Source organism: Streptomyces sp. Edi4 (assembly GCF_040253615.1).
In the GTDB taxonomy this organism is placed as follows: Bacteria; Actinomycetota; Actinomycetes; order Streptomycetales; family Streptomycetaceae; genus Streptomyces.
Genome location: NZ_JBEJGY010000004.1, coordinates 957,526 through 976,307 on the forward strand (window position 1 = coordinate 957,526; position 18,782 = coordinate 976,307).

Annotated in this window: 19 protein-coding genes; 9 read left to right on the top strand and 10 right to left on the bottom strand. The window is 70.8% G+C overall.

Features of this window, described 5'->3' with window-relative positions; all coding sequences use genetic code 11:
* The first annotated feature begins 180 nt into the window (after positions 1-180).
* Positions 181-615 (top strand): MarR family winged helix-turn-helix transcriptional regulator, encoded by a 435-nt coding sequence (locus ABR738_RS06280; protein ID WP_350228974.1) that lies wholly within the window; start codon positions 181-183, stop codon positions 613-615.
* A gap of 41 nt (positions 616-656) precedes the next feature.
* Entirely contained in the window at positions 657-1,061 is a 405-nt protein-coding gene (locus tag ABR738_RS06285) for a VOC family protein (protein ID WP_350228975.1), read from the top strand.
* A 39-nt stretch (positions 1,062-1,100) separates the two neighbouring features.
* Here the strand turns inward: ABR738_RS06285 and ABR738_RS06290 are convergent, their stop codons facing one another.
* A complete protein-coding gene (locus tag ABR738_RS06290) occupies positions 1,101-1,586 on the bottom strand; it encodes a DUF6328 family protein (protein ID WP_350228976.1) in 486 nt (161 codons plus the stop codon).
* Between the two features lie 115 nt (positions 1,587-1,701).
* Between ABR738_RS06290 and ABR738_RS06295 the strand changes: the two genes are divergently transcribed.
* Positions 1,702-2,175, top strand: coding sequence for an NUDIX hydrolase (locus tag ABR738_RS06295; protein WP_350228977.1), 474 nt, complete (start codon positions 1,702-1,704; stop codon positions 2,173-2,175).
* 102 nt (positions 2,176-2,277) lie between these two features.
* Here ABR738_RS06295 and ABR738_RS06300 read toward each other — a convergent pair whose 3' ends face one another.
* Together ABR738_RS06300 and ABR738_RS06305 are read right to left on the bottom strand one after the other, a co-directional pair.
* On the bottom strand, positions 2,278-3,177 hold the full coding sequence (locus ABR738_RS06300) for an alpha/beta hydrolase (protein WP_350228978.1): 900 nt from the start codon (positions 3,175-3,177) through the stop codon (positions 2,278-2,280).
* 86 nt (positions 3,178-3,263) lie between these two features.
* A complete protein-coding gene (locus ABR738_RS06305) occupies positions 3,264-4,853 on the bottom strand; it encodes an FMN-binding glutamate synthase family protein (RefSeq protein ID WP_350228979.1) in 1,590 nt (529 codons plus the stop codon).
* Between the two features lie 130 nt (positions 4,854-4,983).
* Here ABR738_RS06305 and ABR738_RS06310 point away from each other — a divergent pair, with 130 nt between their 5' ends.
* Positions 4,984-6,657, top strand: a complete 1,674-nt coding sequence (locus tag ABR738_RS06310; protein ID WP_502964038.1) for an NPCBM/NEW2 domain-containing protein — start codon at positions 4,984-4,986, stop codon at positions 6,655-6,657.
* 81 nt (positions 6,658-6,738) lie between these two features.
* On the opposite strand, the gene ABR738_RS06315 is transcribed toward ABR738_RS06310, so the two are convergent.
* On the bottom strand, positions 6,739-7,446 hold the full coding sequence (locus ABR738_RS06315; RefSeq protein WP_350228980.1) for a class I SAM-dependent methyltransferase: 708 nt from the start codon (positions 7,444-7,446) through the stop codon (positions 6,739-6,741).
* Between the two features lie 265 nt (positions 7,447-7,711).
* Here ABR738_RS06315 and ABR738_RS06320 point away from each other — a divergent pair, with 265 nt between their 5' ends.
* Complete coding sequence (locus ABR738_RS06320) at positions 7,712-9,193, top strand: hydrolase (RefSeq protein ID WP_350228981.1); 1,482 nt, start codon at positions 7,712-7,714, stop codon at positions 9,191-9,193.
* Between the two features lie 55 nt (positions 9,194-9,248).
* Here ABR738_RS06320 and ABR738_RS06325 read toward each other — a convergent pair whose 3' ends face one another.
* The 3 genes from ABR738_RS06325 to ABR738_RS06335 form a co-directional block, all read right to left on the bottom strand.
* Positions 9,249-10,499 (bottom strand): cytochrome P450, encoded by a 1,251-nt coding sequence (locus tag ABR738_RS06325; RefSeq protein ID WP_350234449.1) that lies wholly within the window; start codon positions 10,497-10,499, stop codon positions 9,249-9,251.
* Positions 10,500-10,822: 323 nt separating this feature from the next.
* Positions 10,823-13,042: an NADP-dependent isocitrate dehydrogenase gene (locus tag ABR738_RS06330; protein WP_350228982.1), complete on the bottom strand. Its 2,220-nt coding sequence runs from the start codon at positions 13,040-13,042 to the stop codon at positions 10,823-10,825.
* Positions 13,043-13,208: 166 nt separating this feature from the next.
* Positions 13,209-13,415 carry a cold shock domain-containing protein gene (locus ABR738_RS06335; RefSeq protein WP_350228983.1) on the bottom strand — a complete coding sequence of 69 codons (207 nt, stop codon included), beginning with the start codon at positions 13,413-13,415 and terminating at the stop codon, positions 13,209-13,211.
* A 475-nt stretch (positions 13,416-13,890) separates the two neighbouring features.
* Here ABR738_RS06335 and ABR738_RS06340 point away from each other — a divergent pair, with 475 nt between their 5' ends.
* The 3 genes from ABR738_RS06340 to ABR738_RS06350 all read left to right on the top strand — a co-directional run bounded on the left by ABR738_RS06340 (position 13,891) and on the right by ABR738_RS06350 (position 16,032).
* On the top strand, positions 13,891-14,991 hold the full coding sequence (locus tag ABR738_RS06340; protein WP_350228984.1) for a mechanosensitive ion channel family protein: 1,101 nt from the start codon (positions 13,891-13,893) through the stop codon (positions 14,989-14,991).
* Between the two features lie 179 nt (positions 14,992-15,170).
* Complete coding sequence (locus ABR738_RS06345) at positions 15,171-15,611, top strand: helix-turn-helix transcriptional regulator (RefSeq protein ID WP_350228985.1); 441 nt, start codon at positions 15,171-15,173, stop codon at positions 15,609-15,611.
* Positions 15,612-15,621: 10 nt separating this feature from the next.
* Entirely contained in the window at positions 15,622-16,032 is a 411-nt protein-coding gene (locus tag ABR738_RS06350; RefSeq protein WP_350228986.1) for a VOC family protein, read from the top strand.
* A gap of 195 nt (positions 16,033-16,227) precedes the next feature.
* Here the strand turns inward: ABR738_RS06350 and ABR738_RS06355 are convergent, their stop codons facing one another.
* Positions 16,228-16,899 (bottom strand): nitroreductase family protein, encoded by a 672-nt coding sequence (locus ABR738_RS06355; protein ID WP_350228987.1) that lies wholly within the window; start codon positions 16,897-16,899, stop codon positions 16,228-16,230.
* 68 nt (positions 16,900-16,967) lie between these two features.
* Here ABR738_RS06355 and ABR738_RS06360 point away from each other — a divergent pair, with 68 nt between their 5' ends.
* Positions 16,968-17,360: a winged helix-turn-helix transcriptional regulator gene (locus ABR738_RS06360; RefSeq protein WP_350228988.1), complete on the top strand. Its 393-nt coding sequence runs from the start codon at positions 16,968-16,970 to the stop codon at positions 17,358-17,360.
* A gap of 135 nt (positions 17,361-17,495) precedes the next feature.
* On the opposite strand, the gene ABR738_RS06365 is transcribed toward ABR738_RS06360, so the two are convergent.
* On the bottom strand, positions 17,496-18,221 hold the full coding sequence (locus ABR738_RS06365; protein WP_350228989.1) for a 2OG-Fe(II) oxygenase: 726 nt from the start codon (positions 18,219-18,221) through the stop codon (positions 17,496-17,498).
* Between the two features lie 161 nt (positions 18,222-18,382).
* Positions 18,383-18,661, bottom strand: coding sequence for a glutaredoxin domain-containing protein (locus tag ABR738_RS06370; RefSeq protein WP_350228990.1), 279 nt, complete (start codon positions 18,659-18,661; stop codon positions 18,383-18,385).
* Between the last annotated feature and the right edge of the window lie 121 nt (positions 18,662-18,782).

Consider the following 18,782-nt stretch of genomic DNA (forward strand, 5'->3'; position numbering starts at 1 on the left):
CCCCTGTCTCCCCCGACACCCCTGACGCCCCCGGCGCACCCGGCGCACCCGGCACCCCCGCCGACCTCCTCGATGACCCGCCGCCCGGGTGAGCGAGGCCCGTCGGGGCGCGGCGGGGTCCGGGACAGCTGTTTGGTGTTGTATTATACAACCAACTCATGACCGGAGAGGGGATCAGTCGTGCTCAGCCGAGACCAGTCGGTCGTCACCATCCAGCGCGAGCTGACGGCGTTCGCCCGGCGCGCGCGGGCCGCCGCGGCCCGGATGCACCCGGAGCTCTCGCTCGTCTCGTTCACCCTGCTGTCCCATCTGGAGGACCAGAAGGGCTGCCGGGCCACCGATCTCGCCGCCTACTACATGCTCGACAAGTCGACCATCAGCCGGCAGATCGCGGGCCTGGAACGGCTCGGTTTCATCGAGCGGGTCAGCGACCCCGACGACCAGCGCATCCAGCTGCTCCGGCTGACCCCGGCGGGCACCGCCAAGCTCGCGGAGGCGGCGGAGCTGCGCCGCCAGGCCTTCCACGACCGGCTCGCCGACTGGACCCCCGAGGACCTGGACCGCTTCGCGGAGTATCTGCTGCGCTACAACAGCCTTGCGGAGAACGCACCTTGAGGGCCCGTTAGGTGAAGCCTCCGGGCGGGCACTCGCCCCGTATGAGTGTTTCCAAGACCAGCATCCTTGTCCTCGACTGTGCCGAACCGGTCGAACTCGCCGAGTTCTACGCCCAGTTGCTCGGCGGTGAGATCGAAACCGGCTGCGACTCGGACTTCGTCGAGGTCGTCGGCGGCCAGGGCGTCCACCTGGCGATCCGCCGCGACCACGGCTACGCTCCGCCCAGCTGGCCCCGCCCGGAGGACTCCCAGCAGGCCCACCTGCGGATCGTCGTGGCGTACGGCGACATGGACGCGGCCGAGCGCGAGGCGATCACGCTGGGAGCGACCCCCGTCGACACCAAGGACAACAACGGGCCGCGCGACGAGCGCGTCTACGCCGACCCCGCCGGGCACTCCTTCACGCTCGCCGTCTCCGCCAAGCACTCGGAGCAGTCAGACAACTAAGAGCCCCGGTCACTGCTCGACCGCCCCTCAGACCGCCCCTCACTCCTCCCGGTCGCGGTCGCGGTAGTGCCTGCGCGCCAGAGCCGGGAGCACGAACCAGCAGCCGACGAACCAGCACACGACCACGCCCACCAGCCAGGGCGCCAGGACGCTGTGCAGGGCGACCCGAAGGATCAGCAGCAGTGAGCTCGCCACCGTGCACAGGAGCAGCACCAGACCGACCACGGTGAGCCGGGAGGCCCACCGGACCGTCTGCGGCTTGAGCCGCTTGCCGGCCAGCACGCGGTGGAAGGAGACCGGCCCGATCAGCGCGCCGGTCGTCGCCGCGCCCAGAACCACGGTCACCACGTAGATGGTCCGGTCGGTCGTGCTCAGCGAGGTGAACCGCTGCTGGAACACGACCGCCAGCAGAAAACCGAACAGAATCTGCACGCCGGTCTGGGCGACCCTCAGCTCCTGGAGGAGATCGCCCCACTTGCGGTCGGCACGCTCCTCGGCCGTCTCGTCACGCCCCGGATCCCTCATCCCACCACCTCCTCACCTCGCGTTCCACCGTGCGGATACCCATCCATATCAACGGGAACCCCACCGCCCCGACCGCCCCGTGGCGCCACGCCCGGCGGACCCTCACACTGGCCGCATGGGCGGAAAACGCAGCGCCGGACTCCTGCTGTACCGCAGGGCGGGACACGGGATCGAGGTGCTGGTCGGGCACATGGGCGGCCCGTTCTTCGCGGGCCGTGAGGCGGGGGCCTGGTCGGTGCCCAAGGGAGAGTACGAGGCCGAGGAGCGTCCCGAGGCGGCGGCGCGGCGGGAGTTCGCGGAGGAGCTGGGTCTTCCGGCCCCCGAGGGGACGCTCATCGCGCTGGGCGACATCGTGCAGCGCGGCGGCAAGACCGTGACCGTGTGGGCCGTCGAAGGCGATCTGGATCCGGCCGACGCGGTGCCCGGCACGTTCACCATGGAGTGGCCCCGGCGCTCGGGCACGATGCGCGTCTTCCCCGAGATGGACCGCTTCGCCTGGCTGGCACCCGAGGTGGCGGCGCCCCTGCTCGTCCAGGGCCAGCAGGCCTTCCTCGACCGTCTCGTCCTGCGTCTGGCCGATGAGGCGTGAAGTCGCCCCAACGCGCCCTGATCGTGCAGGAGTCGCCCGCTCTCCTTTGCCCGCGCGTCGTTCAGCCCGCTCCTGAGTCTTGAGCGGTCAATCCGACCCGCATCAGGGCTTTCCCGCCCCTCTCTCGTTCAGGCACTCCTCCAAGAAGCCGAGCACCTTGAGGTGGTAGGCGCGGGCGGTCCGGCCGAGGCTGACGTTGTGCCCGGCGTCGGGCTGGCGGTCGACGACCACCCGGGGCGCCGCGCCCAGCCGGGACGCGAGAGCGGCGAGGTCGTCGTCGCTCTGGGCCCACCATGCCTCGTGCTCGGCGAACGTCACACGGGCCGGGATCCGTATGCGCGCCAGCACGTCGTCGCACCGGCGGGTCCAGGCGATCACCGCGGCCAGTTCGCGCACCGGCATCGGCGCGAGATCCGCCTGTGCGGTGAACATCGTGCCCGGCGGATAGAGCTCCCGAGGGCCCCAGTTGCGCAGCATGAGGAGCAGGTCGCGGTCCTGGTCGTCCCCTTCGGGCTCGGGGGCCAGGCGGCGGCCGCACCCCGACACCTCCAACCCCACGCAGGATGCGGCGAGTTCGGCGTCGGCGGCCAGCGTCAGGGTGAGCAGGCCGCCCCAGGAGTGGCCGAGGAGGAAGTAGCCCGCGCCCGTGGCGTGCCGCGCGGCGAACTCCGTGAGGCCGGCGCGCACGGCCGCGGCCTGCCCGTCCAGCGGCAGTCCCCCCGGGTGGCGGCCGGCGGACGCGCCGTAGCCGGGGCGGTCGAGGGCGAGCACCGTGAACCCGAGGGCGGCGCCGAGGGTCAGCAGGGAGACGTCGGGGTGTGCCTGGCCGTCGAAGTAGCCCGAGGTGATGCCTCCGCCGTGCAGGGCCACCACGACGGCGCGGGGCGGGAGTTGGGCTGGTTCGCTCAGGAGCCCGGACAAGGTGGTGCCGTCCGCGTCCAGCGTGATGCGGCACACCCCGGTGGAGCGGGCCGGCGCGGATGGTGTCGTGGTCTCGGTCATGCGGGAATCCCCTTCCGTCCGCGTACAGTCAAGCCGATCACGGACGGACGCCGGCCGGGGCCCCTGGAGTGGCGGACCGGACCGCCTCAGGCGCTGAAGGAGTCCGGGTCGCTGTTCTTCCACGGCTCGGCCCATTCCTCGGGGAGCGCGGCCGAGGAGAGCAACTGGCCCGGCTCGAGCCAGGTGTAGAGCTCGGCGTAGGAGGCGACCGCGTGGTGGGAGGTGCGGCGGCGCAGCATATGGGGGCGCAGCTCGGCCGGGTCGCTCACGCCGAGCGAGGCCATGATCTCCATGGCGCTGTGCACGGTGGCCTCCTGGAAGCGCTGGACGCGGCGGTACTTGTCCTCGACGTCCAGGGCCCGGCTGCGCTCCGGGTCCTGGGTGGCGACACCGACGGGACAGTGGTTGGTGTGGCAGCGCTGGGTCTGGAGGCAGCCGACGGCGAACATCATGGCGCGGGCGGCGTTGGTGTAGTCGGCGCCCTGGATGAGACGTTTGACGATGTCGGCGCCGGTGGCGACCTTGCCGCTCGCGCCGATGCGCACCCGGTCGCGCAGGCCGGCGCCGACGAGGGCGTTGTGGACGATGGAGAGGCCGTCGGTCAGGGGCGTGCCCACATGGTCGGCGAATTCCATCGGGGCGGCGCCGGTACCGCCCTCGGCGCCGTCGACCACGATGAAGTCGGGGGTGATGTCCTCCTCCAGCATCGCCTTGCACAGGGCGAGGACGTCACGGCGGCTGCCGACGCACAGTTTGAACCCGGTGGGCTTGCCGCCGGCCAGGTCGCGCATGCGGGCGATGAAGCGGATGAGTTCGCGCGGGGTGGAGAACACCTCGTGGTGGTTGGGCGAGATGACGGTCTTGCCCTCGGGCACCTCGCGTACCCGGGCGATCTCCGCGGTCACCTTGGCCCCCGGCAGTACGCCGCCTTTGCCGGGCTTGGCGCCCTGGGACAGCTTCAGCGAGACGCAGCGGACGCTGTCGGTGGCGGCCTTGCGGGCGAACTCGTCGGGATCGAAACCGCCTTCGGGGGTGCGGCAGCCGAAGTACGCGGTGCCGATCTCCCAGATCAGGTCGCCGCCGTACCGCAGATGGTGGTCCGAGATGCCGCCTTCACCGGTGTCGTGCGCGAACCCGCCCTCCTTGGCGCCCCGGTTGAGGGCGAGGATGGCGGGCGCGGACAGCGAGCCGAAGCTCATCGCCGACACGTTCAGAAGGGCCATGTCGTACGGCTTGGCGCAGCCGGGGCCGCCGACCCGGACCGTGGCGGGCCGGTCCGGCACGGGGCGCGGCGCGACCGAGTGCGCGAAGAACTCATAGCCCGGCTGGTAGACGTCGAGTTCGGTGCCGAAGGGGGCCTGGTCGGCGGTGCCCTTGGCCCGCTCGTAGACGGTGGAGCGGGTGTCGCGGTCGAAGGGGCGGCCGTCGTAGTCGCGCTCGATGAAGTACTGCTGCGTCTCGGGGCGGATCGCCTCCAGGAGGAACCGCGCGTGCCCGAGGACGGGGTAGTTGCGCAGCACGGAGTGGCGGCGCTGTACGAGGTCGTACGTTCCGGTCGCGGCCAGGGCGAGCAGAGGGGCGGCGGCGAGCCACCACCAGGAGCCCGCCGTCACGGCGAGGGCCACGGCGGCCGCCGCGAACACCACGAGGGCGGCCACCAGGCCGATGCGCTTCACTTGTCGTCTCTCCTCACTTGCCCGACACGGCGTTCCTGCTCTTGACATGCACGGGCCCGGCCGCTGGGATGTGGTTGCTTTCGTTCGACACCGTTCGTTTGTGCGCCAATGACCCCCACCGGAGCCGCACATGACTGCCGAACCGCACAGTTTCAGACGCCGTCTGCTGGTCTGCCTGACTACCCTCGCTCTCATCACGGGCGGTGTGACGGCCGCCATGGACGTCGTGGCCGCCCCTCGGGCGGTGGCCGTCGACAACGGTCTGGCGCGTACCCCGCAGATGGGATTCAACAACTGGAACTCGACCCATTGCCGCGCCGAATTCAACGAGTCGATGGTCGAGGGCATCGCGGACGCGTTCGTCGCCAAGGGCCTCAAGGACGTCGGCTACACCTACGTCAACATCGACGACTGCTGGGCGCTGCCGGAGCGCGACGCCGCCGGAAACCTCGTGCCCGACCCGGTGCGCTTCCCCCACGGCATCAAGGCGGTCGCGAACTATGTGCACGCCAAGGGGCTCAAATTCGGTCTGTACTCCAGCGCGGGCACCAAGACCTGTGACGCCCAGGGCTTCCCCGGCGGTCTCGGCCATGAGCGCCAGGACGCCGAGCTGTGGGCGTCCTGGGGCGTCGACTACCTGAAGTACGACAACTGCAACAACGACGGCGTCGACGCCGGGCAGCGCTACCGGGCGATGGGCGAAGCGCTCAAGGCCACCGGCCGGCCCATCCTCTACAGCATCTGCGAGTGGGGCCAGAACCAGCCGTGGACCTGGGCCTCTGGCACCGGCAACTCGTGGCGCACCACGGGCGACATCAGCGACTCCTGGTCGAGCATGATCAACATCGCGCACCAGAACCAGTCGCTCGCCCGTTACGCGGGCCCCGGCGGCTGGAACGACCCGGACATGCTGGAGGTCGGCAACGGCGGCATGACCGACACCGAGTACCGCACCCACTTCAGCCTGTGGTCGCAGATGGCGGCCCCGCTCCTCATCGGCAGCGACCTGCGCGCCCCGAGCGCGGCCACCCTCGCGATCCTGAAGAACACCGACGTCATCGCCGTCGACCAGGATCCCCTCGGCGGTCAGGGCACGGTGGTCTCCAGCTCGGGCGGCCTGGTCGTGATGACCAAACCCCTTGCGGACGGCGGCCGTTCGGTGACCCTCACCAATGAGAACGGCTCCGCGCGGACGGTCTCCACCACCGTGCAGGCCATCGGGCTCGGCGGCGCGTCCTCCTACCGCCTCAAGGACCTGTGGTCCCACCGCACCGCCGCCACCACGGGGGCCATCAGCGCGTCGGTGCCGGCGCACGGCACGGTCATGTACCGGGTCACCCCCGGCGCCCCGGTGCCGCCGACGGGCGGGCTCCACCAGCTCAGCGACCTGCCGTGGACGTCGGCCGTCAACGGCTGGGGGCCCGTCGAGCACGACCGCAGCAACGGCGAACAGGGCACGGGTGACGGCACGACCCTCACCCTCGACGGGGCCGCCTTCGCCAAGGGCCTGGGTGTCCACGCGGCGTCCACGGTGACGTACCACCTCGGCGGCGGCTGCACCACGTTCACGACGAGCGTCGGCGTGGACGACGAAGTGGGCGCGCGGGGGTCGGTCGACTTCCGGGTCTACCGCGACGGGGCACTGGCCGCCGACAGCGGCCGGGTCACCGGCGCGGACGCCGCCAGGACGCTCACCGCCGACCTGACCGGCGCCGAGGAGCTGAAACTGGTCGTGACGGATGGTAGCGACGGCATCGACTACGACCACGCGGACTGGGCCGGCCCTCAACTGACCTGCTCGTGATGGCCGGTTGAGCCGTGCGTTGCGGGGCCCGCCGAAACCCGCGCGCCCCGCCCGCCGTGCTCGTCCGCCGTGGTCGCCGCCCTACTTAACGGCCACCACGAGCCGGGCGCGCGGGCTGCCGTCCGGGCGCCGGCCGAGGTCTTCCAGTGCGTACAGGTCCACCCGGAAGCCCGCGGCGCCGAGTTCCCGGGTGACGTCCGCCAGCGCGAACCCCCGGTAGTACATGACGAACGGCGGGTGCCACAGCGCGTTGCGCACCCGCATCGCCGTGTCGAACCCGAGCAGCGTGAGGTGCCCGAGGCTGCCGGGCCTGGCCGGCGCCACCACGGGGAAGGCGAACGTGCCGCCCGGCCGCAGCGCCGCGTACACCTGGGCGAACAGGCCGGGGCGCTCCTCGGGCAGGAAGTGGCCGAACGCCCCGAAACTGACGGCGAGATCGAACGCGGCGCGCAGGGGCAGCGCCCGCGCGTCGGCCCGGATCAGCTCCGCTCCTGGATGCGCGCGGGCGGCGACGGCGAGCATCCCGGCGCTGATGTCCACGCCGGTGACGCCCTCCCGGCACACGGCGCCCAGCACGTCGAGTCCCGCGCCGGTGCCGCAGCACAGGTCAAGGCCCCGGCTGAAGGGCCCGAGCCCGGCGAGCACGGACGCGACGGAGTCCAGGAACGCTTTTGGCGTACGGAAGGGCGTGCGGTCGAACTTGGGCGCCAGGAGGTCGTAGCCGTGCTCGACGGACGACAGCGCCTGGACGGCGAGTTCCCTGAAGGTGGGGCCTTGAGGAGCGAACATGGCCGCTCAGCGTAGCCGCCGCTCGGCGCCCGCGGCGGCGCCTTCGGCGCCGGCAACGGGCATCGGGGGGTGGGCGGCGGGCGAGCGCGCGCCCCTTTCGCGCCACTCAAGCCTCGGTTCAGCCTCGGTCAAGCCCCTGCCGCGACGCGTTTTCGCCATGTACGGTTCAATCGCGCGCCGTATGAGTGTCCGTACAACGACGTTCTACGCGCGCAGACTTGGTGTCCCCACCACCTCTCCCCCACCCTTGATGGAGGTACGCAGGATGCTCGGAGCCATACGTTCCGGCCGCTCGCGCCGAAGGACCGCAGGCGCCCTGACCGCACTGGGCGCGCTCGTCGTCGCCGGTGGCACGGCCGCCCAGGCCGCCACCCCGCACACCACCCCGCACGCCACGGCGGCCCACGCCGCCGTCACCGCCCAGCACCGGGTGCTGTTCGACAACTCCAAGGCGGAGACCGCGGGCAACGCCGACTGGATCATCAGCACGAGCCAGCCGGATCCGCTGGGCCAGAACCCGTCCCCCGCCACCGAGAAGGACTGGACCGGCGCCCTGTCCTCGTGGGGCGTGGCGCTCCAGAAGACCGGCGACTACGCCCTCAAGACGCTGCCGTCGGGCAACACGATCACCTACGGCACGTCGTCGCCGCTCGACCTGAAGAACTTCGACACCTTCGTCATGCCCGAGCCCAACGTCCTGCTGAGCGCGGCCGAGAAGACCGCGGTGATGCGGTTCGTGCAGAACGGCGGCGGACTCTTCCTGATCTCCGACCACACCGGCTCGGACCGCAACAACGACGGCGCGGACGCGGTGAAGGTCATCAACGACCTGATGTCCAACAACAGCGTCGACAGCACCGACCCGTTCGGGTTCTCGGTGGACTCGCTCAACATCGCCACCGACAACCCGCGCGCCATCGACGACACCGCCGACCCGGTCCTCAACGGCTCGTTCGGCAAGGTGACGGGCAGCATCATCCGCAACGGGACCACGGTGACGCTCAAGCCCGCCGACAACCCCGCAGCCAAGGGCGAGGTGTACCGCACCGGTTCCTCCGGCACCACCGGGGCGTTCTTCGCCACCAGCACCTTCGGCAGCGGCCGCGTCGCCTTCTGGGGCGACAGCTCGCCCATCGACGACGGCACCGGCCAGTCTGGCAACACGCTCTACGACGGCTGGGACGACCCGGCAGGCACCGACGCGGCCCTCGCCCTGAACGCCACCGCGTGGCTGTCCGGCGCGGCCGGCGGCAGCGGAGGCGGCGGCACCACGCCGTGCGCCCCGGCCCAGCTGCTCGCCAACCCGGGCTTCGAATCGGGGAGTTCGGGCTGGACGGCGAGCAGCGGGATCATCAACACCAGCGCGGGCGAGCCCGCGCGCACCGGCGCCTACAAGGCCTGGCTCGGCGGCAAGGGGACCGCCCACACCGACACCCTCGCCCAGCCGGTGACGATCCCCTCCGGCTGCGCCGCCCAGTTCGGCTTCCAGCTGCACACCGACACCGCCGAGACGACCGGCACCATGGCCTACGACACGCTCAAGGTCCAGGTCGTGAACGCGAGCGGATCGGTCCTTGCCACCCTCGCCACGTACTCCAACCTGAACGCGGCGAGCGGCTACGCGCCGCGCGCCTTCGACCTCGGCGCCTACGCGGGGCAGACGGTGACGCTCAAGTTCACCGCCACCGAGGGCTCCAAGCTCCAGACGTCGTTCGTCCTCGACGACACCGCGCTCACCGTGAGCTGACCGGTCAGGATGTGCGGGGTTCGCGCCGCCCGGGTCACGGCCCGGGCGGTCCTGGTCAGCCGCGCGGGCGTACCGGCAGCGATTCGATCCCGTACACGATCGACAGCTTGCGGAAGGCGAGGTCCTGCGCGGGTACCGCCAGGCGCATGTTCGGGAAGCGGCGGACCAGGGCGGGGAAGGCGGCGCGCAGTTCCATGCGGGCCAGTTCGGCGCCGATGCAGCGGTGGATGCCGTAGCCGAAGGCGAGATGGCCGCTCGCCCTGCGGTGCGGGTCGAAGCGGCCGCCGTCCTCGGTGAAGGCGGCGTCGCGGTTGGCGCCGCTGAGCGAGCAGAGCACCATGTCGCCCTTGGGTATGCGTACGCCCGCGACCTCGACGTCCTCGCGGGCGAAGCGCGGGAAGGCCAACTGGACGACGGTGAGGTAGCGCAGCGCCTCCTCGACGAAGGTCGCGGCCGCCGCCTCGTCGTGGGCTATGCGCGCGAAGGCGTCGGGGTCCTGGAGCAGGACCAGCGAGCCGAGCGCCAGCATGCTGGCGGTGGTCTCGAACCCGCCGGTCAGGACGCCGTCGGCGAGCCCCGCGAGTTCGTCGTCGCCGACGCTGTCGCCGTGCTCCTTGACGATCATGCCGATCAGGCCGTCGCCCGGGTTCTCGCGCTGCTTCTTGACCACGTCCCGGAAATACGACAGCGACGCGGACATGGCGCCGAGCGGCGCGGTCGCCCCGGCGAACAGGTCGAAGCGTTCCATGGCGAGCTGCTGGAAGTCGTGCCGGTCCTCGTAGGGCACGCCCAGGAGCTCGCATATGGTCAGCGAGGGTATGGGCAGTGCGAACGCCTCGACCAGGTCGACGACGCCGTCCGCCGCCTCCATCATGTCGAGCCGTTCCTCGACGAGGGCGTCGATGCGCGGGGTCAGGCGGCGAAGTCTGCGCATGGTGAACTCGGGCGTCAGGATGCGGCGCAGCCGGGTGTGCACCGGCGGATCGCTGAATCCGAGCCCGCCGGGGTGCTGCTCCTCGACGACGCCCGCGTTGCCCGCGAGGTGGGTGAAGTCGTTGCTGAACCCGTCGGGGGAGCCGAGGACTGCCTTGACGGCGTCATGGCCGGTCACCACCCAGGCGTCCATCCCGAACGGCAGCGCGACCTTGGTGACGGGCTCGTCGGCCTGCCTCGTGGTCAGTTCGGGGACCGGGTCGAGACCGTCCCGGCGCAGCGGCATGAGCAGCGCGTCGGGCAGCAGCGAGATCGTGCCGGGACCGATACCACGCTTCTGGATCCTGGCAAGGTAGGTGCGCCCGAGCCACATGGTGACTCGGGAACGGAGATTTACCCTCAAGGCGGACTCCAAGGACAGGTTGTGCGGCCAGGACACCGGGTACGACCGGGTGGCTCAGGATAAGTGGCCCGTGGGCGCTGTGGATCCGGCAGGGACTCAGCTCACACGCGCTGTGCGCCGGGAGCGGTGTTTCCGCTTCCTCTTACGTGCTGACGGGCGACGTCTGACGGGGGCCGGTTTCGGCCGGCGGCGGGGGCGTTTTCAGGCCCCGATGTACGCCGCCGCCCCGGCCGGAGGAGGTCCGGTCGGGGCGGCGGTCCGCTCAACTGGGCGATTTCCCAGGGGAGTTGCCGTCAGGCGAGGGAGGCGATGGCCTGGTTGAAGGTGGCCGAAGGGCGCATGACCTCGGTCGCCTTGGCGGCGTCCGGCTGGTAGTAGCCGCCGATCTCGACCGGCGAGCCCTGCACCGCGATGAGCTCGTCGACGATGACCGACTCCTGCTCGGTCAGCGTCTTGGCCAGCGCCGAGAACGCCTCGGCGAGCTGCGCGTCCTCGGTCTGCTTGGCCAGCTCCTGCGCCCAGTACAGGGCCAGGTAGAAGTGGCTGCCGCGGTTGTCGATGCCACCCAGCTTGCGGCTGGGCGACTTGTCCTCGTTGAGGAAGGTGCCCGTGGCGCGGTCCAGGGTGTCGGCGAGGATCTGGGCGCGCGCGTTGCCCGTGGTGGTCGCCAGGTGCTCGAAGCTGACCGCGAGCGCGAGGAATTCGCCCAGGCTGTCCCAGCGCAGGTAGTTCTCCTTGACCAGCTGCTGGACGTGCTTGGGCGCGGAGCCGCCGGCGCCCGTCTCGAAGAGGCCGCCGCCGTTCATCAGCGGGACCACCGAGAGCATCTTGGCGCTGGTGCCCAGCTCCAGGATCGGGAAGAGGTCGGTCAGGTAGTCGCGCAGCACGTTGCCGGTGACGGAGATGGTGTTCTCGCCGCGGCGGATGCGCTCCACGGACAGCTTGGTGGCGTCGACCGGGTTGAGGATCTGGATGTCAAGGCCCTCGGTGTCGTGCTCGCCCAGGTACTGCTTGACCTTCGCGATGAGCTGGGCGTCGTGGGCGCGGCCCTCGTCCAGCCAGAAGACGGCCGGGTCACCGGTGGCGCGGGCGCGCGTGACGGCGAGCTTGACCCAGTCCTTGATCGGGGCGTCCTTGGTCTGGCAGGCGCGGAAGATGTCGCCCTCGGCGACCGTCTGCTCCAGGACCACGTTGCCCGCGGCGTCCACCAGGCGCACCGTGCCGGTGGCCGGGATCTCGAAGGTCTTGTCGTGCGAGCCGTACTCCTCGGCCTTCTGCGCCATGAGGCCGACGTTCGGCACGGAGCCCATGGTCGAGGGGTCGTAGGCGCCGTTGGCCCGGCAGTCCTCGATCACGGCCTGGTAGACACCGGCGTAGCTGCTGTCGGGCAGCACGGCCAGGGTGTCGGCCTCGGCGCCCTCGCGGTTCCACATGTGGCCCGAGGTACGGATCATGGCCGGCATGGAGGCGTCGACGATGACGTCGGAAGGGACGTGCAGGTTGGTGATGCCGCGGTCGGAGTCGACCATGGCGAGCTCCGGGCCCTCGGCGAGCTCGGCGTCGAAGGACGCCTTGATCTCGGCGCCCTCGGGCAGCGACTCCAGGCCCTTGTAGATGCCGCCGAGGCCGTCGTTCGGGGTCAGACCCGCGGCGGCGAACACCTGGCCGTACTTCGCGAACGTCTTGGGGAAGAAGGCGCGCACCACGTGGCCGAAGATGATCGGGTCGGAGACCTTCATCATCGTGGCCTTCAGGTGCACGGAGAAGAGCACGCCCTCGGCCTTGGCGCGGGCGATCTGCTCCGTGAGGAATTCGCGCAGCACGGCGACGCGCAGCACGGAGGCGTCGACGACCTCACCGGCGAGGACCGGTACGGACTCGCGCAGCACGGTGGTGGTGCCGTTGTCGGCCACCAGCTCGATGCGCAGCGTGTCGTCGGCGGCGATGACCGCGGACTTCTCGGTGGACCGGAAGTCGTCCACGCCCATGGTGGCGACGTTCGTCTTGGAGTCGGCGGTCCACTTGCCCATGCGGTGCGGGTGGGCCTTGGCGTAGTTCTTGACCGACGCGGGGGCGCGGCGGTCGGAGTTGCCCTCGCGCAGGACCGGGTTGACGGCGCTGCCCTTGATCTTGTCGTAGCGCGCGCGGACGTCCCTGTCCTGGTCGCTCTTCGGGTCGTCCGGGTAGTCCGGGAGGGCGTAGCCCTGGCTCTGAAGCTCGGCGACGGCCGCCTTGAGCTGAGGGATGGAGGCCGACACGTTCGGCAGCTTGATGATGTTCGCGCCGGGCGTCTTGGCCAGCTCACCGAGCTCGGCGAGCGCGTCGTCGATCCGCTGGCTCTCCTCGAGGAATTCGGGGAAGCTCGCGATGATGCGCCCCGCGAGGGAGATGTCACGGGTCTCCACAGTGACGCCCGCGGTCGAGGCGTACGCCTGGATCACGGGCAGGAACGAATGCGTCGCCAGGGCGGGCGCCTCGTCAGTGTGGGTGTAGATGATGGTCGAGTCAGTCACCGGGTGCTCCGCTCCACGTCTGCAACATTGCTCGACATCAAGATATCTCCTGATCGTCCGGGCTCATGACGGGACCCCGGCCCCGGGGCGCCCTCCGCGCCCTCCGCGCGCCCGCCCGCCGGGGCCAGGAGCACGCCCGGCGCCCGCTGCCGCCGGGCCCCGACCCTCAGGGACGTACGGCACGGGCCTCGAAGCGGCCCACTCCGAGTTCGATCACGAAGGAGACCTGCTGTCCCTCGGACAGCGTCTGCGTCTCGCCCTCGATGTCCTCACGGCGCACGTGGATGGCGTCGTGCTGCCCGAACGGCACGACGAAGCCGTAACCCTTCTCACGGTCGAAGTACTGAACGATTCCGTCGCACCTCTCGCTCATTGCCTCACTCCTCGCGTGATCGTTCATGCGACCGGTCGGGGGGGTCGGGGCCGGGTCACGGACGGGGAACCGGCCGGGTCCACCGGTGCCTGGACGGGCGCGGACCGCCGCTCGGGAGCCGAACGGGCTCCCTGCTCGTACGTATACCGTCGCACCCCGCGTTTGATACCTCCAGCGGTACGGGGCGGCGCGGGCCGGTCACGCCCGGCGAGGAGTCGGCGGGCCCGCGCCAGGAGTCGGCGGGCCCGCGCGAAGGGTCGGCGGGCCCGTGCGAGGAGCCGGGACCGGCTGCGGGGAGGCCGCGCCCCATGGGGCAGGATGGCAGCCCGTTCGCGGGGCGGCCCTTCGAACGGGGCGCCACGCACGACGATCTGACAGACGATCTGACAGGTGACAAGGTGACGACACATCACACGGGGCCCTCGACGGCGCCCCGCTCCCGCCCTTCGCTGCCGCGCCGCCCGGAGGGTGTGCGTTGAACCGAGGCGTTGTCCTGCACGACTGGGTGGCGGCCTGCATAGCGCTGGCCGCGGGCGTCGCGGCCGGGCTGCTGCTGCGCGTCCTGCTGAAATGGCTGGGAAAGCACGCGCTCAGGACGCGGTGGCGGGGGGACGACATCATCGTCGACGCCCTGCGCACCGTCGCGCCCTGGGCGGCCGCGATCGCCGGCGCCGCGGCCGCCGCCTCGGCGCTGCCGCTGACCGCACGGGTGGCGGGGATCGTCAACCACACCCTGACCGCCCTGATCATCCTGATCACCACCTTCACCGTGGCCCGGGTCGTCGCCGGGCTCGTACAGTCCCTCGCGCAGTCCCGGACCGGCGTGGCCGGCTCGGCGACGATCTTCGTCAACATCACCCGCGTCGTGGTCGTCGCGATGGGCGCCCTGGTCGCGCTCGAAACCGTCGGCGTCTCGATAGCTCCCCTGCTCACCGCGCTCGGGGTCGGCGGCCTCGCGGTGGCCCTCGCGCTCCAGGACACCCTCGCCAACCTCTTCGCGGGTGTGCACATCCTCGCCTCGAAGACCGTCCAGCCCGGTGACTACATCCGGCTCAGCGGCGGCGAGGAGGGGTATGTCGTCGACATCAACTGGCGCAACACCGTGGTGCGCAATCTGTCGAACAACCTCGTGATCATCCCCAATGCCCGGCTCGCTCGCACCAACATGACCAACTACACGCGCCCCGAACAGGAGTTGACGATCGTGGTGCAGGTGGGGGTCGGCTACGAGTGCGATCTGGAGCACGTGGAGCGGGTGACCCTGGACGTCGTCGACAGCGTGATGACGGACATCACGGGCGCGCTGCCCGGGCACGAGGCCGCCGTCCGCTTCCACACGTTCGCGGACTCCCGGGTCAACTTCTCGGTGATCCTCGGGGTCGGGGAGTTCAGCGACCAGTACCGGATCAAGCACGAGTTCATCAAACGTCTCCACCGGCGGTACCGGGCCGAGGGGATCTCGATCCCCGCGCCGACCCGGGAGGTCTCCCTGCGCCAGGACCCGCCGGTCCCCGCGCGCCTCCCCCACCAACGCGAGGCGTCCGACTCACCGCTCCCCGACACCCTCCAGCACTGAGCCCCGCCCCGGGCCGGGGGCGGAGGATGCCGGGGCCGGGGTGCCGGGGCCGCCGCTCACCCGCCCCGGGCCGGGGTGCCCGGGCCGGGGTGCCGGGACCCCGGGACCGCCGCTCACCTGCCCCGGGACCGCTCCCCGCCCGACCCGACGGCCCGGTGGCCCGGTGGTAGCGTCGTGACATGACCCCGGAAGAGCTCGCCAATCTCGCGCACCTGCGCCGAGCGCGGGACCTCATCGACCGGGAGTACGCCAAGCCGCTCGACGTACCGACCATGGCGCGGCACGCGCTCATGTCGCCGGCCCACTTCTCGCGGCGGTTCCGCGCGACGTACGGCGAGACCCCCTACAGCTACCTCATGACCCGCCGGATCGAGCGGGCCATGGCGCTGCTGCGTGGGGGAATGAGCGTGACGGACGCGTGCATGGCGGTCGGCTGTACGTCGCTGGGGTCGTTCAGCTCCCGGTTCACCGAGATCGTGGGTGAGACGCCGAGCGCGTACCGCGGCCGGGAGCACGAGGCCGTGGCCGCGATGCCCGCGTGCGTGGCCATGGTGCGCACCCGCCCCGCGCGCGGCCCTGCGAGCAGAACTGGAGAAGCGGGCAAGAAACCCGGCGCCTAACGTTGACGGCATGACCATCGCACTCCAGTACTGCCATGTCACCGTCAATGACCCGGACGAATCGCTCGGTTTCTACCGTGACGCGCTCGGCCTCGACGTCCGCAACGACGTGGCCTCGGGCGGCCACCGCTGGGTCACGCTCGGCAGCGAGAGCCAGCCCGGCCTCGAGATCGTCCTGTCGCAGCCACACGCGGGCCGGTCCCAGGCGGACGGCGACGCCCTTCAGGAACTGCTCACCAAGGGCGTCCTGCCGACGCTCGTCTTCCGGACGGACGACCTCGACAAGACCTTCGAGAAGGTACGCGCCTCGGGCGCCGAGGTGCTGCAAGAGCCCATCGACCAGCCCTGGGGCCCCCGCGACTGCGCCTTCCGCGACCCCTCCGGCAACATGATCCGCATCCAGCAGCAGGTCAAAGCCTAGACGGATGAGTCCGATGTGTTCAGCGGTCGAATGCGATCAGCGACCGCATGGTCGGGGCGCTGGTCTTGTGGTTGCGCCAGAGCTCGGAATCGGACAAGCGCGGTGGCCTGCCCTGAGGAGGGCGTCCAGCCGGTCCGCACTGGACGATCCTGGACGCCCTGCGTGCCTCGCTCCCGGGGCGGACTGGGCAAGTGCCTACTCCTGGTGAGCGGTGCTGTGTTGTGCGGTGTGCCGTTCGTAGAAGACGGTGCGCTCCAGGGTGCGCCGGCCGGGATGGAGCCGTTCCTCCGCCGGGTAGCCGACGGACACGAGCAAGGCGATGGCCAGGTCGTCGCGGCCGTCGATCCCGATCACCTTCTTCACCTTGTCCTCGTCCCAGCCGTTCATCGGCGAGGTGGCCAGGCCCATCTCGGTGGCGGCGAGCATCACGAACGAGGCGGCGATCATCGCGTCCTTGACCGCGTATTCGCGGAGCAGGCCGCGCTGGTCGAGGTCCTCCTGGAAGGCTGTCGATGCCGCGGAGAACATGGTGACGAAGTCGTCGCTCCATGCCCCGGCCCGCCGGGCCTGGTCGTAGATGTCGCTGTGGTCATCGCGCCAGGACTGCGGCTCAGCGACGAAGACCAGGACCACGGGAGCTTCCCGCGGTTGCGGCTGTCCGCCGGTGGCCCAGGCGAGCCCTGCACGTCCCTCGTCGCCGGTCACGACGACGATCGACCGGTCCTGGAGGTTCCAACTGGTGGGTGCTTCGACGGCGAGCTCAAGCAGCGCGGAGAGGGCGACCTCGGGAATCGGATCAGGCCGGTAGTGGCGCACGGTGCGGCGGGTGCGGATCGCGTCCGCGACGGAGAGTGTCTGGTTCGTCATGTCACTTACTATTGGAGAGTCACCCTCCGGTCGGAAGAGGGCACCTTTTTGTGCGTTACTCTCCCATCATGAAGACTGTGGTGGATTCCTCCGGGCTGCCCGCCGACGCCTACTCCGCGAAATGCCCGACGCGCCAGGTCCTCGACCACATCGCCGGCAAGTGGACGATCCTGGTCGTCGACGCCCTTCTGCAAGGCACCATGCGCTACACCGACTTGAGCAGACGTATCGAAGGCGTCTCACAGAAGATGCTCACCCAGACCCTGCGCCGCCTTGAAGCAGACGGCTTCGTCACCCGTACGGTGCACCCGACCATCCCGCCACGTGTCGAGTACGACCTCACCACGCTCGGACGGAGCCTGGCTGAACCCATCACCGCGCTCCGGCAATGGACGGAAACCCACATCAACGAGATCGAACAGGCCCGAACCCGCGTCATCGCCGAAGCGCAGCCCCACTGACTCGTTCCGCATTCATCGCGGCGACTCCCCACCCCGACATAGGACTTGTTCGTCTGGGCGGGTCGACTGGGCCGGGGGTGGCGGGGGCCCGGCGCTGCTGGGGCGCCTCGTCAGCGGGCGGCCCGGGAGGGCGCGTCACGCCGCGTCGTGGAAGACCAGGCCGAGGGTGCGGCGCCGGCCGGAGCGTACGGTGCTCACGCCGTGGCGCATCGGGCCCGCCGACCAGCCTCGCCTGCTCGCGACGGGCCGGTCCCGGGTGGTGAAGACCAGGCCGTGCCCCTGGGGCAGGACGGTGGCCGAGCCACGGCTCTGGGCGCGTGGGCGCTGCTCGGTCATCAGGAACTCGCCGCCCCTGTAGTCGGCGCCCGGCGCGTCCAGGCCGATGACGACCTGGAGCGGGAACAGCATGTCGCCGAACACGTCCCGGTGCAGCGCGTTCCAGTCACCCGGCCCGTACCGCAGCAGAATCTGGGCGGACCGGTCCTGGCCCGCGTCGTGACACATCGTCAGCCAGTCGTCGAGCCGATCGGGCCAGGGCGCCGGCCTGCCGAGCCGCGCGGCCCAGTCACGGGCGACGGGGAGCAGGCAGGGATAGAAGGCGGCGCGCAACTCGGCGACGAGCGGCGGGAGTTCATGGGTGAAGTAACGGTACTGGCCGGAGCCGAAACGATGGCGGGCCATGTCGACGGTGGTGCGAAATCGCTCGGTCCGGTCGTAGAGCGCGGCGGTCTCCTGGCACTCGTCCGGCGTGAGGAGCCGCCCCGTCAGCGCGTGGCCGTGTTCGTCGAGCTCCCCGGCCAGGGCGTTCCAGTCCTGGGCGACCACGCGGTCGCGGAGTGCGGAACGGGTGGTGTCGTTCATGGTGTGACCTCCTCGCGGCATGCCGCCGGACGCCGCCTCGGCAGCGCGCCCCCGCCGGCTCAGGCGGCGACTACGTCCACCTTGCGGGTCGCGCCGGGCCGTCGCTGGCGCGAATCGGACACCACGCTGTCCGTACCCGTCCGGACGTCACACCGGGGTGATCAGGCGCGCGAGGTCATCGAGCCCGGGGCGTGGGCCGCGACCGCGCGCAGCAGTTCCTTCTTCGACGGGTTCACCAGGGGGCGCCCGCCCACGGTCACCGTGGGCACGGTCTCGTTCCCGCCCGCCACCGACCGGACGAACGCGGCGCCCTCCGGGTCACGCCAGATGTTCACCTTGGTGTAGCGCAGCCGGCTGAAGAGCAACTGGAAGCGGAGCTTCATGCAGAAGGTGCACAGGGGCCGCCAGTAGAGCACCACACCAGTTTGGTCACCACTCACGGAACTCCCCCTCGTCGACGCCGTTCCACCCCCGGCGAGCGAAGCATAAACGAGCCCCGCCGGACCGGCTGGGTGGGGCGGCTCGGCGTCGGGTGGTCACGAGGCGCGCGCGTGCCTCAAC

Coding starts and splice junctions, on each gene's coding strand:
- ABR738_RS06335 (WP_350228983.1), bottom strand. CDS start 13,415: ATGAGCGAGAGGTGCGACGGAATCGTTCAGTACTTCGACCGTGAGAAG.
- ABR738_RS06360 (WP_350228988.1), top strand. CDS start 16,968: ATGAAGACTGTGGTGGATTCCTCCGGGCTGCCCGCCGACGCCTACTCC.
- ABR738_RS06310 (WP_502964038.1), top strand. CDS start 4,984: ATGACTGCCGAACCGCACAGTTTCAGACGCCGTCTGCTGGTCTGCCTG.
- ABR738_RS06355 (WP_350228987.1), bottom strand. CDS start 16,899: ATGACGAACCAGACACTCTCCGTCGCGGACGCGATCCGCACCCGCCGC.
- ABR738_RS06315 (WP_350228980.1), bottom strand. CDS start 7,446: ATGTTCGCTCCTCAAGGCCCCACCTTCAGGGAACTCGCCGTCCAGGCG.
- ABR738_RS06290 (WP_350228976.1), bottom strand. CDS start 1,586: ATGAGGGATCCGGGGCGTGACGAGACGGCCGAGGAGCGTGCCGACCGC.
- ABR738_RS06295 (WP_350228977.1), top strand. CDS start 1,702: ATGGGCGGAAAACGCAGCGCCGGACTCCTGCTGTACCGCAGGGCGGGA.
- ABR738_RS06285 (WP_350228975.1), top strand. CDS start 657: ATGAGTGTTTCCAAGACCAGCATCCTTGTCCTCGACTGTGCCGAACCG.
- ABR738_RS06345 (WP_350228985.1), top strand. CDS start 15,171: ATGACCCCGGAAGAGCTCGCCAATCTCGCGCACCTGCGCCGAGCGCGG.
- ABR738_RS06325 (WP_350234449.1), bottom strand. CDS start 10,499: ATGTGGCTCGGGCGCACCTACCTTGCCAGGATCCAGAAGCGTGGTATC.
- ABR738_RS06350 (WP_350228986.1), top strand. CDS start 15,622: ATGACCATCGCACTCCAGTACTGCCATGTCACCGTCAATGACCCGGAC.
- ABR738_RS06300 (WP_350228978.1), bottom strand. CDS start 3,177: ATGACCGAGACCACGACACCATCCGCGCCGGCCCGCTCCACCGGGGTG.
- ABR738_RS06365 (WP_350228989.1), bottom strand. CDS start 18,221: ATGAACGACACCACCCGTTCCGCACTCCGCGACCGCGTGGTCGCCCAG.
- ABR738_RS06320 (WP_350228981.1), top strand. CDS start 7,712: ATGCTCGGAGCCATACGTTCCGGCCGCTCGCGCCGAAGGACCGCAGGC.